Source organism: Blastococcus sp. OS1-29 (assembly GCF_057628075.1).
The window spans coordinates 201,024-212,549 of the sequence record NZ_JBXXJK010000008.1 but is presented as its reverse complement, the minus strand read 5'-3'; the positions used below and the strand labels follow the sequence as shown (position 1 = coordinate 212,549).

General features: G+C 72.1%; 10 protein-coding genes. 1 reads left to right on the top strand and 9 read right to left on the bottom strand.

All coding sequences use genetic code 11. The annotated features are described in order from the left end of the window. Positions 1-8 precede the first annotated feature (8 nt). The 4 genes from npdG to AC2H4J_RS20435 all read right to left on the bottom strand — a co-directional run bounded on the left by npdG (position 9) and on the right by AC2H4J_RS20435 (position 5,683). Positions 9-743: an NADPH-dependent F420 reductase gene (npdG, locus tag AC2H4J_RS20450; RefSeq protein WP_487466748.1), complete on the bottom strand. Its 735-nt coding sequence runs from the start codon at positions 741-743 to the stop codon at positions 9-11. 42 nt (positions 744-785) lie between these two features. Then, on the bottom strand, positions 786-1,871 hold the full coding sequence (locus AC2H4J_RS20445; protein ID WP_487466747.1) for an MBL fold metallo-hydrolase: 1,086 nt from the start codon (positions 1,869-1,871) through the stop codon (positions 786-788). Further along, positions 1,868-3,415: a class I adenylate-forming enzyme family protein gene (locus AC2H4J_RS20440; protein WP_487466746.1), complete on the bottom strand. Its 1,548-nt coding sequence runs from the start codon at positions 3,413-3,415 to the stop codon at positions 1,868-1,870. The genes AC2H4J_RS20445 and AC2H4J_RS20440 overlap by 4 nt, the downstream gene beginning before the upstream one ends. Positions 3,416-3,499: 84 nt before the next feature. After that, complete coding sequence (locus AC2H4J_RS20435) at positions 3,500-5,683, bottom strand: acetate--CoA ligase family protein (protein WP_487466745.1); 2,184 nt, start codon at positions 5,681-5,683, stop codon at positions 3,500-3,502. A 129-nt stretch (positions 5,684-5,812) separates the two neighbouring features. Here AC2H4J_RS20435 and AC2H4J_RS20430 point away from each other — a divergent pair, with 129 nt between their 5' ends. Further along, positions 5,813-6,994 (top strand): flavin reductase, encoded by a 1,182-nt coding sequence (locus tag AC2H4J_RS20430; RefSeq protein WP_487466744.1) that lies wholly within the window; start codon positions 5,813-5,815, stop codon positions 6,992-6,994. Positions 6,995-7,062: 68 nt separating this feature from the next. Here AC2H4J_RS20430 and AC2H4J_RS20425 read toward each other — a convergent pair whose 3' ends face one another. From AC2H4J_RS20425 to AC2H4J_RS20405, 5 genes are read right to left on the bottom strand one after another with little or no spacing between them, the layout of a single operon-like run. Next, positions 7,063-7,758: an ABC transporter ATP-binding protein gene (locus AC2H4J_RS20425; protein WP_487466743.1), complete on the bottom strand. Its 696-nt coding sequence runs from the start codon at positions 7,756-7,758 to the stop codon at positions 7,063-7,065. Next, positions 7,697-8,527 carry an ABC transporter ATP-binding protein gene (locus tag AC2H4J_RS20420; RefSeq protein WP_487466742.1) on the bottom strand — a complete coding sequence of 277 codons (831 nt, stop codon included), beginning with the start codon at positions 8,525-8,527 and terminating at the stop codon, positions 7,697-7,699. The genes AC2H4J_RS20425 and AC2H4J_RS20420 overlap by 62 nt, the downstream gene beginning before the upstream one ends. Continuing rightward, positions 8,524-9,393 (bottom strand): branched-chain amino acid ABC transporter permease, encoded by an 870-nt coding sequence (locus AC2H4J_RS20415; protein WP_487466741.1) that lies wholly within the window; start codon positions 9,391-9,393, stop codon positions 8,524-8,526. Before AC2H4J_RS20415 ends, AC2H4J_RS20420 begins: the two co-directional genes overlap by 4 nt. Positions 9,394-9,409: 16 nt before the next feature. After that, a complete protein-coding gene (locus AC2H4J_RS20410; protein ID WP_487466740.1) occupies positions 9,410-10,303 on the bottom strand; it encodes a branched-chain amino acid ABC transporter permease in 894 nt (297 codons plus the stop codon). Beyond that, positions 10,303-11,496 carry an ABC transporter substrate-binding protein gene (locus AC2H4J_RS20405; RefSeq protein WP_487466739.1) on the bottom strand — a complete coding sequence of 398 codons (1,194 nt, stop codon included), beginning with the start codon at positions 11,494-11,496 and terminating at the stop codon, positions 10,303-10,305. The genes AC2H4J_RS20410 and AC2H4J_RS20405 overlap by 1 nt, the downstream gene beginning before the upstream one ends. Positions 11,497-11,526 lie beyond the last annotated feature (30 nt).

Sequence of the window (11,526 nt, the reverse complement as noted above, 5' to 3'; positions counted from 1 at the left end):
GTGTCTTGTCAGACGTCGGTGACCCGGATGCCGGCGTGCACCTTGTACCGGCGATTGATCGAGACCAGGTTGATCGTCAGCGCCTCGACCTGACGCGCGTTGCGGAGCCGTCCCGCGTAGATGCCGCGCATGCCCGGCAGCCGCCCGGCCAGGGCCTGCACGGTGTCGGTCGCCGAGCGGTCGTCACCGACCACGAGGACATCGCCGTCGATGGTGCGCGTGGACAGATCCTCGAGCAGCACCGCGGACAGATGGTGGAACGCCCCGACCACGTGCGCGTCGGGCAGCAGGGCGGCGGCCTGCTGGGCCACCGAACCCTCGGGCACGTCGAGGACGTACGCGCCCTGCTGGTCGAAGCCCATCGGGACGACGCAGTCCACGACGACCTTGCCGGCGAGCGGCGGAGCGAGGTCGGCCAGCGTGGCCGCGTGCCCGGGGAACGGGACCGCGACGATCACGAGGTCCGCGGCACCGGCGACGTCCACGTTGCCGCCGCCGCGCACCCAGACGTCTCCCCCGCCGTCGGCGATGCCGGCCGCGCGCTGGGCGATCTCGGTGGCCACCTGCGCGGCGCGGTCGGCCTCGCGCGAGCCGAGCAGCACCCGCTGGCCGGCCGCGGCCAGCCGAACGGCGAGGCCCCGGCCCTGCGGGCCGGTACCACCCAGCACCCCGACGGTGAGGCGGCTGACGTCGAGGGCCGGGGCGCTGGGGGCAGCGGCCGTGGTCGGTGAGGTTGCGGTCACGGGGATCTCCTCCGGAGAACTGAGAGAGTTCTGGTGGTCAGGTCAGGCGAGCAGGGGGGCCCAGCGCAATTCCGGCCGGTCGTCCTCCGGGGCCGGCCCGCGGCGCTCCACCCGGCCGAGCCGTTCCAGCCGCACCAGGTGGGCCATGGTCTCCGCCACGGCGGCCCGGACCATGGGCGGTCCGAACCGCTCCAGCGGCCGCGACCACCCGATCCGCTGGGTGACCTCCCAGCAGGAGAGGCCGGGCGCCGTCCGTACGACGGACTCGACCTCCTCCAGGCGGTCGCCGTGGTGGGCGGTCAGCGAACCGGTCCGCTCGCGCAGGCCGGTGAACCGGTTCTCGTGGCCCGGCAGGACGAGGTCGACGTCCAGTGCGGCCACCTTGTCCAGGGACGCGAGGAAGTCGCCCAGGGCGTCGGTCTCCTCCGCGGGGTGCACGCCCACGCCCGGCGTGATGCGCGGGAGCACGTGGTCGCCGGAGAACAGCAGGCGGTTGCCGACGTCGTGCAGGCACAGGTGGCCCTGGGTGTGACCGGGGGTCCACACCGCGCGCACCGACCAGCCGGGCAGGTCGAGGAGTTCGCCGTCGGCCACACCGGTGACGGGCGTGACCCAGGATGCCTCGGACGAGGGCGCGCTCTGGGCGAGCATGGATTCCACTTCCGGCGCGGGGACGCCCCAGCGCGGATACGTCTCCTGCAACGCATCGCGGAAGTGGAGCGGGGCGCTGGTCCCGCCGCGCAGCCGCGCGGCCTCGACGTCGCTGACCACGACCTCGGCGCCCGAGCGGCCCGCCAGCCGGTACGCGAGGCCGAGGTGGTCGGGGTGCGCGTGGGTCACCACGACGGTCCGGACGTCCTCCAGCGCGTGTCCGGTCCGCCGCAGCGCCCCGGCCATGCTCCGCCAGGACTCCTCGCTGTCCCAGCCGGCATCGACCAGCGCGATCCCGCCGCCGGACAACTCGAGGACGTACACGTTGACGGCCTTCAGGGACGGGATCGGGATCTCGACGGGCAGCGACCACAGCCCCGGGAGGACCTCGACCGGTTCGCTGTCCACAGCGGCCCGGGCCGCCGAGGCGAGATCAGCCGCGTCGGCCTGCCCGAGCCGGAGGGCGTCCCCGCTCACCGCGGCCCGCTCGCGACCACCGCGTCGCCGTCCACGAGCGCCAACAGCTCGGCCCGCTGCACCTTGCCGGCCTCGCTGCGGGGCAGGACGTCCAGGAAGGCCACCTTCCTGATCGCCTTGAAGTGCGCCAGCCGGTCGCGGCACCAGGCGATGAGCTCGGCCGGTTCGACGTTCTCTCGGGCCACGACGAACGCCATGGGGACCTCGCCCAGACGCTCGTCGGGAACGCCCACGACCGCGACGTCGGCCACGGCGCGGTGCTGCCGCAGGACGCCCTCGAGCTCGGCGGGCCAGACCTGGAAGCCCCCGGTCTTGATCAGCTCACGGGTCCGCCCGACGAGGAAGAGCACTCGGTCGTCGTCCAGGTAGCCGACGTCGCCGGAGCGCACCCAGCCGTCGACGATCAGCGAGGCCTCGGCGTCGGCGGCGTCGACGTAACCCTTCGTGCGGGTCGAGTGGACCCAGATCTCGCCCGTCTCCCCCACCGGCAGGGCGACCCGCTGTTCGTCGCGGATCTCGAGGTCGACGCCGTCGTAGACACGGCCCACCGACCCGGGCTTCCACCGGCCCTCGCGGACGTCGCGTGCGCTCCAGCCCGCGACGTGCCCCAGCTCGGCCGAGCCGTAGTTCGACATGACGATGACGCCGAAGCGGTTCTCGAAGGCGGACTTCAGCTCGGGATCGAGCCGCTGCCCCGCGACCAGGACCTTGCCGACCGAGGTCAGGTCGACGTCGTCGGCGGCGTAGGTGAGGTCGTACACCATGGTGGGCAGCAGGAAGAGGTTGTCCACCCGGTGCTCGGGCACCAGGCGGGCGATGCGCTCCACCGAGAACCGCTCGACCAGCAGCACGGCCCGCCCGACGTGCCAGGCGAACAACAGCGACTGGATGCCGCCTCCGTGGAACAGCGGGAGCAGCACGAGGTTGGGCGCGACGGACTCGTCGGTGATCGGGTACAGGCCGTCGACCCGTTCTCCGGCCCCCTTCTGCGCGCCCGCCAGCGTGGCCATCGACGCGTACGTCCCGGAATGGGTGACGGCGACGGCCTTCGGTGCACCGGTGGACCCGCCGGTGAACAGCACGAGTCCTTCCTCGTCCTCGGCGGGCTCGGGTGCCGGTACCGACGGCGCGTCCGCGCCCGGCCGGACGGCGGCCTCTCCGGCGGCCCGGAGCTCGGCCACGGTGAGAACGGGGATGTCCACTCCCAGCGTGTCCGGCGCTGCTGCCACGACGAGCGCCGGGCTGGTCTTGGCGATGCAGGCCCGCACCTCGTCGACGTTGTAGAGCCCGCTCATGGGAACGGGCACGAGGCCCGCCTTCCAGCACCCCGTCAGCGCGAGGACCAGCTCCGGCCCGTTGGCCAGGTGGACGCCGATCCGTGCTCCCCGGGGCAGCGCGTGGCGGGAGAGCAGTCCGGCCACCGCGGAGGCGGCCCGGTCGAGCTGCCCGTAGGTCCAGGTCCGCCCGTCCTCGTGGATCAGCGCCGTGCGGTCGCCGTTCCGGCGGGCCCGCGCCTCCAGGTCCTGCACGAGGTTGCGTGGCACCGCGCGCCTCCATCACTCAAGGGGTAGTACCGACCGGTCGGAATATAGGCTTCCGGCTGCCGTCCTGTCCACCATCGCCGGCGCTCAAGGCACCCATTCGGCCAGCACGTCGAGGGCCTCGACGCGGCCGCCGGACACCCACAGCGGGTTCACCTCGAGCGCCCGAAGCCGGGGGCCCAGCGCTCGGGCTGCACGCTCCACGGCGAGGACGGCCGCCGTCACAGCTGCCATGTCCGCCGGGGCCGCACCGCGGAAGCCGGCCAGCAGCCGCGAGACACGCAGCTCCGCGACGGCGTCGGCGACGTCCTGCTCCGCGAGGGGCGCGATCCTGACCGCGACGTCCCCCAGCAGCTCGGTGAGGACGCCGCCGGACCCGACCGTGACGACGGGTCCCCAGGTGGGGTCGTTGACCACGCTGACGAGGAGTTCCGCGCCGGGCGGGCGCATCGGGGCGACCAGGGCACCCTCGACCACCGCCGTCGGGACGGCGGCCCGCACCGCGCTCACCACCCGGTCGAACGCGGCACCCACCTGGTCGGCGTCGCGCAGGTCGAGGGCGACACCGCCCACGTCGGACTTGTGCGCGACCTGCTCGCTGGCGATCTTCAGCACGACCGGATAGCCCAGTTCGTCGGCGGCGCGCACGGCCTCGGTCGCAGACGTGACCAGCCGGACGGGCGGCATCGGGACACCGGACTCCCGCAGCACCCCCTCGATCGCCGCACCGTCGCCGGCGCCGGGATCCACCGCGACCGCCGGCACGGACGGCCTGCTGCGCAGCGCACGCTCCCGCAGCTGCGACCACCGTGCCGCCCGTTCGATCGCCTTGGTGCCCGCGGCGATCCCCGGCATGACGGTCAGTCCGTTGTCCGCGACCAGCTCGAGGGCGAACGGGCTCAGGGAGTAGGTCCCGCCGGTCTGGAGAACCACGGGCACGGAGCTCCGGCCGACGGCGTCCGCGAGCCGCCGGAACCGCTGCCGGACGGCGTCGGCGTCGGGGCCAGGACGTGCGGGAAGCACCACGGACTGCAGCACGAGCGCGTCGTAGTCCGCACGTCCGTGCGCCGACACCAGCTCCGTCGCGACGAAGGGCAGGTCGGCGTCCTTGACGACGAGCCCGGTGACGTCCAGCGGGTTCTGGACGTCGGCGGAGGCCGGCATCCGCTCGGCCAGCGCGGCGCGCAGCCGATCCGGGAACGCCGGCAGCTCGAGACCGAGCCCGTCGGCGGCGTCGGCGATCAGCTCGCAGGCGCCCCCCGAGGCGGCGACCACGGCGATCCGTCCCCCGGGAAGACCACGCGGATGCGCCCGGAGGAGCGACGCCGTGGCGACGAGGTCCTCCAGGGTGTCCACCATGACGACCCCCACGTCCTCGAGGGCCGCACGGGTCGTGGCGTGGTCGCCGACCAGGGCACCGGTGTGCGAGAGGGCGGCCGCCCGGCCCAGCGACGAGCTGCCGACATGCAGGGCCACGATGGGTTTGCCGGCCGCCGCCGCCCGCAGGGCCGCCGATCGGAAGGTCTCGGGCCGCCGCACGGACTCGAGGAACAGGGCGATGACGCGGGTGGCCTCGTCGTCCACGAGGTGATCGAGCACGTCCGTCGCCGTGATCACGGCCTCGTTGCCGGTCGTGACGAGCGAGCTCACCCCCACGCCCCAGCTGCGGCACAGGGACAGCACATGGGTCGCGAGCCCACCCGACTGCATGACCACCCCGACGTCGCCGGGTAGGAGGTCGTCCGGTACGGGCAGCCCGAACAGCCGGATCCCGTCGGCCACATTCAGGAAGCCGCTGACGTTGGGCCCGAGCAGCCGCGCCCTGTGGGCGCGACACGCGGCCACCAGCCGCTCGTGCGCGACCGCCGTTCCGGGCCCCGGCTCCGCGAGATCGGAGGACAGCACGACGAAGTCCCGGGTGCCCAGCGTCAGCGCGGACTCCACGACCCCGACGACCTGCCCGGGCCCGACCATCACGAACACCAGGTCGGGCGGTGCGGGCAGATCTGCCAGATCAGGCACGGTCCGACGCCCATGGACGACGGGGCGGTGCGGGTTGACCAGCGCGACCTCGTGCAGCCCCGGTGAGGCGTCGAGACCGGCCAGCACCAGCGCCGTCCAGCCCGAGCGTTCGCTCGCGCCGATGAGCGCCACCCGCCGCGGCGTCAGAAAGCCCCGCAGATCCGCGGGGCCCGCACCGAGCGCCCTCGGGGACGCACCCTCGACAGGCGTGGACTCTCGCTCGGCCGGTGCGGTACGGGTCGCGCTCATGCTGCGTCTCCTGTCTCGAGCCTGACCGGCTCGCGCGCAACGAACGGGCGGCGGAGCCGTGTTGACGCACCTTAGCCCAAAAGATACCGTCTAGTCGGAATGCTAGCCCGGGAGGTACGGATGACGGACATGACCGCCAGCGCGAAGCTCGACTCCGGGCTGTTCCGCTACGTCCTGGGCCACTACCCGACAGGCGTCACGGTCGTCACGATGATCAAGGACGGCCACCCCCTCGGGATGGTCGTCGGCTCCTTCACCTCGGTGTCCCTGGACCCGCCGCTGGTGGCATTCCTCCCGGACAAGAGCTCGTCGACCTATCGCAGCATGGGACGGCCGGACACCTTCGTCATCAACGTGCTGGGGGCCGACCAGGAACCCCTGTGCCGCACCTTCGCGTCCAAGACGGCGACGGAGAAGTGGGCCGGGGTGCCGTGGCACCCGGCCGCCTCCGGTGCGCCGATCCTCGACGCCGCGGTCGCCTGGATCGACTGTCGCCTGCACGCCGTCTACGACGGCGGTGACCACGACATCGTCGTCGGCCGGGTCGAGGCGCTCGACGTCAACAAGCCCACCCTGCCGCTGCTGTTCTTCCAGGGCGGATACGGCCGGTTCACCCCGTTGTCGCTCGTCGCCCCGATGGAAGCCGACCTCATGCAGCAGCTGCGGCTGGCCGACCTCGCGCGCAGCGAGATGGAACGGATCGCCGACGACCTCTCCCTGGAGTGCATCGCGCAGGTGCCGGTCGGTGGGGAGCTCGTGCACATCGCCAGCGCCGGGCCCACCCCCTCGTCGATCGTCAGCCGCGTGGGCACCCGGCTGCCCTGGGTACCTCCCTACGGCGCACTGCACGTCGCCTGGGCCCCCGACGAGGCGTTCGAGGCCTGGATGCAGGCCGCGGTGTCGCCCCCGAGCGCGGTGGACCGCGCCCGCTACGCCGAAGCCCTGGACCGCGTGCGTCGCCGAGGTTGGTCGCTGGCCCTTCTGACCCCGGTGCACCCGGAGGTCGAGCGAACGATGGCCACGTTCTCCAACGGCGGCCACGACGATGCCGCGACAGGGCTGCTGCTGCGGCGCCTGATGGAGCAGGTGGGCGAGCACTACGAGCCGGCCGACCTGCGGCCGGGACGGTCGTACCGGGTGCGTTCGATCGGTGCCCCGGTCTTCGGACCCGACGGCACGGCGGAGATGGGTCTGAAGCTGTTCGGCCTGCCGGACGTGCTGGCCTACGAGGAGATCAAGCGGCTCAGCGAGCGGCTCGTCGCCGGCGCGGATGCCGTGACGCGCGCGAGCGGAGGACGCCGGCCCGAGTGAGCGGGGGGCGGTCCGGCCGCCTGTGCCCGCCGGTGCCGGCTTCCGCCGGCACCCCCCGGGTACGCCGCTCAGCCGAGGTAGGCGGCCTCGAAGTCCGACGACGCACGCACCGTCGCCGGATCGCCCTGCATGACCACCTCACCGCGTCGCAGGACGTAGGCCGTGTCACAGATGCTCAGGGCGAGCTCGGCATTCTGCTCGACCAGCAGCACGGAGAGCCCCGCCCGGTGCACCTCGAGCACGGACTCGTACACGATGTCGGCAACGGACGGCGCCAGACCCATCGCGGGTTCGTCGAGCAGGAGCAGGGCCGGGTCGGTCATCAGTGCCCGGGCGATGGCGAGCATCTGCTGCTCGCCCCCGCTGAGCAGACCGGCGTGCTGGGACCTGCGGTCGGCCAGCCGTGGGAACAGCGAGTAGACCCGCTGCTGGAGGTCGCGCTGGACTCCACGTTCGGCGTACCGGCAGATCGCCAGGTTTTCCTCGACGGTGAGCGCGGCCGCGACGAAGCGACCTTCCGCGACGAGTGCCAGGCCGGCTCGCACGGCCCGAAAGGCGGCCAGTCGGGTGATGTCGCGTCCCTGATAGTGGATCTGCCCGCGCCAGGCCGCGTGGTGCCGCGCGATCGTGTTCAACAAGGTCGTCTTGCCGGCGCCGTTCGATCCGATGACAGCGACCAGGCTGCCCGGGCGGACGCTCAGGTCAACCTCGTGCAGGACCTCGATCCGGCCGTATCCCGACGTGAGCCCGCAGACGTTCAGCATCGACTCTGGTCCCAAAGTAGGCCTCCCGGACGTCATCTCGCTCCAGACACTCGCGCGGCGGCCCGCTGGCCAGCAGCCGGCCGAAATTCATCACGACCGCGGATCCGCAGTACTCCTGGACGACCTCCATGTTGTGCTCCACCAGCACCACGGTCATCCCCTCCGCGGCCAGGCCGGCGACGAGGTCACCCAGCTGCCGGGACTCCACGGAGTTCATGCCTGCGGTGGGCTCGTCCAGCAGCAGGATCCGCGGCTCGGCCGCGAGTGCACGCGCCAGTTCACACCTCCTCTGGTCGCCGTAGGACAGCATCTCGGCCTGACGGCCGGCGAGCTCGTCGCCCAGGCCGACCCTTCGCATGAGTTCTCGCGCCCGGTCGCGGCACGCCCGGCGCTCGCGCCGCTCCCGGGAGGACAGGACGACGGCGTGCAACGCGCCCGCGCGCCGGTGCCGGTACATGCCGGCGACCACGTTCTCCTCCACCGTGAGCCCGGGGAACAGACGCACGTTCTGGTAGGTGCGCGCCACCCCGGACTGTGCGGCTGCGCGGACGGCGCCGGGCGGCAGCGGTCCACCGAAGACCCGCACCTCTCCCCCGTCGGACCGGTAGAACCCGGAGACGACGTTGAGCAGGCTGGTCTTGCCGGCACCGTTGGGTCCGATCACACCGAAGACCGAGGCGGGGGCGACCCTGAACGAGATCGCGTCCAGCGCGGTCAGCCCGCCGAAGCGCTTGGTCACCTCCCGGAGCTCCAGCGCCGCGCCGCTCATGACGGCACTTCGATCGGCGGTGCGCTCGGCGAGGGCGACCCGGCCATCCGTCTCCTCCGCCGGCCCCGCCGCCGCGGATCGACGAGACCGTTCGGCAGGAAGAGGACGACGACGAGGAGCAGGAGCCCGTTGACCAGTTGCACACCGCGCGGCATCACGGTCTGTAGCGCCTCGGGGAGGACGGCGAAGAGGAAGCCGCCCACCATCGCGCCGGGCCAGTAGTACGCACCGCCGAGAACGACGCCGGCGAGCATGGTGAAGGCCAGGTTGACCGAGAACGTGTCCGGCGAGACGTACCGACTGAGGCCTGCGAACAGCACCCCGGCCACCCCGGCGACCGACCCGGCAAGAGCGAGGGCCTGCAGCCCGTGCCGGCGCAGCGGCACGCCGAGACCGGCTGCCACCTGGGGGTCGGACCGGATCGACTCGGCGGCCAGACCGAAGGAGGATCGGCGGATGCGGCCGAACACGAAGCAGGCCAGGCCCACGCTGAGGAACACGTGCCACGGCAGGACGCCGGCCGGCACGACCATCCCGGTCGTCCCGTGGGTGACGCCGTCGAGTCTGACCGCCAGCACCCGCACGATGATCACCAGCGCGACCGTGCCGAGAGCGAACCAGTGGCTGTCCAGGCGGATGAGGATGAGGCCGACGAGGAGTCCGCCCATCGCTCCTGCGGCTGCCCCGGCCACCATCGCGACCTCGAACGGCACACCCGTGCCGGCCACCAGGGTGACGGAGGTGTAGCCCGCGACCGCGGCCACCGGTGCACTGGCCAGGCTGAGGATGCCCCGCCACAGCGTCACGTGGCACGACAGGGCGAACAGCGCGGCGATGAGGCCGAACTGCAGAGTCGTGCCGTACATGTTCCACAGGTTCATGTCAGGCCCTCACCACGGCTTCACGCGTCCCGAGAATCCCCTGCGGCCGCAGGAGCAGGACCAGCAGCAGCAAGCCCATGCTGATCACGTCCCGGAAGTCGTTGGAGATGTACTGGGCGCCGAGAACCTCGGTCACCCCGATCAGGAGGCCGCCCAGAGCGGCCCCCCGGACGTCGCCGTACCCGCCGATGATCACTGCGACGAAACCTTTGAGGAACAAGCCCTGCCCCAGGGCCAGGGTCACATTGTTGCTGGCAAAACCGTCCAGGACGCCCGCCAGCCCGACCACAGCGCCGGCGATCAGGGTCGTCACCACGACGACCGACTGCGGGCGCACACCGACCAGCAGCGCCGAGCGCGGGCTGCCGCTGACCGCTCGGATCGCCATGCCGAACGTCGAGCGCTGGAGGAAGGCATAGAGGCCGGCGGTGACGGCGATTGCGCAGCCGATCGTGAGGATCTGGATCACCGGGAGGCTCACCGGGCCCACGGCCACCTGACCGGCAGGCAACTCATCCAGCGGATAGGAGACCGGCTGCGCGTCGGTGACGATGAAGACGAGGGCGTCGAGCGTGATCCACACGGCGATGCTCGAGATGATGGGCGTCAGACTCGATGCGTCGCCACGGCGGCGGAGCGGTTCGAACGCGACTCGATCGACGACCAGTGCGAGCACGCTGCCGGCGAGGCAGGCGGCCGCGACCCCGAGAGGCCACGGCACGCCCAGGTTGCCCATAGCCCAGTACGCAGCCAGCGCCCCTACCGTCGCGAACGACCCCATGGCGACGTTGAGCAGCCCCAGGTTGGCGAAGAGCAGCCCGAATCCGATGGAGAAGATTGCGTAGGCGGATCCGAGGGCGATCCCGTTGACCAGTTGCTGGAGGAACAGGTCCATCAGGCACCACTCGGCCGGTGCAGCATTCCCTCCAGTGTGCCGTCCCAGGCCACGAGTGACCCGCCGCCGGCCTTGTCCCACTGGACCAGCGCGAACGGGTCGGTCTTGCGCGGTTCGCGGGTGCCGCTGTAGTCGAGCTGCCCCATGGGGGTGTCGACCGTCTTCATCTCCGCCATCGCCCGGCCGACCGCGGCGCGGTCGGCCGTACCGGCCGCCTTGATCGCGCGCGCCAGCAGCCAGACGGACATGTAGCCGATCGCACCGACCTGGTCCGGCTCGCGGTCGGGGAAGGCCTTGTTCCACCGAGCGACGAAGTTCTTGCTGGCCTTCTCGTCGCTGTTGGGATCGAAGGCGACCGCCATCAGGGTGCCGACCAGTGCCTCACCCCCGACGCCCCACACGGCCGCGGCGGAGGCGACGGTGTCCGCGACGACCGTGCCCTGGTAGCCGCGGTCGCGGAGCTCCTTGACGGCCTGCCCGTTGGAGTTGCCGAGCAGGAGCACGATGACGAGATCCGGGTTCTCGGCAGCGATCTGGGTGGCCGGGCCGGCGTAGCTCGTGTCCGCGGTCTGGGCGCCGACCAACTGCGGGGTGATGCCGGCGCGCGACAGGACCCCGGAGATGTTGTCCTTCGCGTCGGTCATGCCCTCGTTGTCCTGCGTGTAGAGCACCGTCACCTTCTTGGGGCGCTGGGCCTTGAGGACGGCGTCCGCGACCTCGGTATCGCCGGCCTGGACGAGCGGGAATCCGCGGTAGACGTTCTCGCTCTGCACCAGGGCCGCGTTCACCGATCCGTTCAGCACCATCGGGACCCCGGCCGCCGGCAGCACAGGCTGCACGGCGACGGCTTCCTGGGTGAACACGCAGCAGGCGACGCCGAGGACCTTCGGGTCCTGGGCCCAGCGCGTCGCCGCGCCGATCGCCCGGGCCGGGTCACCGCCGGTGTCCTCGATGTCGAGGTCGAGGGTCGCGCCGTCGCCCAGGAACTTCGTGGAGTTGATCTCCGTGAGTGCCGTCCGCATCCCGGCTTCGCTCTGCTTGCCGACGGGCGCGAAGGAGCCGGAGAGGGCGGCCAGGCCGCCGATGTGGTAGGTCCGCGACGTGCTGTCGCTGCTGCCCGACGCCTCTCCGGTGGGCTGGGAGCACGCCACCAGGGAGCCGATTGCGATCGCTGCGATGAGAACTCGCTTCATGGAACGTCCTCTCCTGCCCATCCGTCGGTC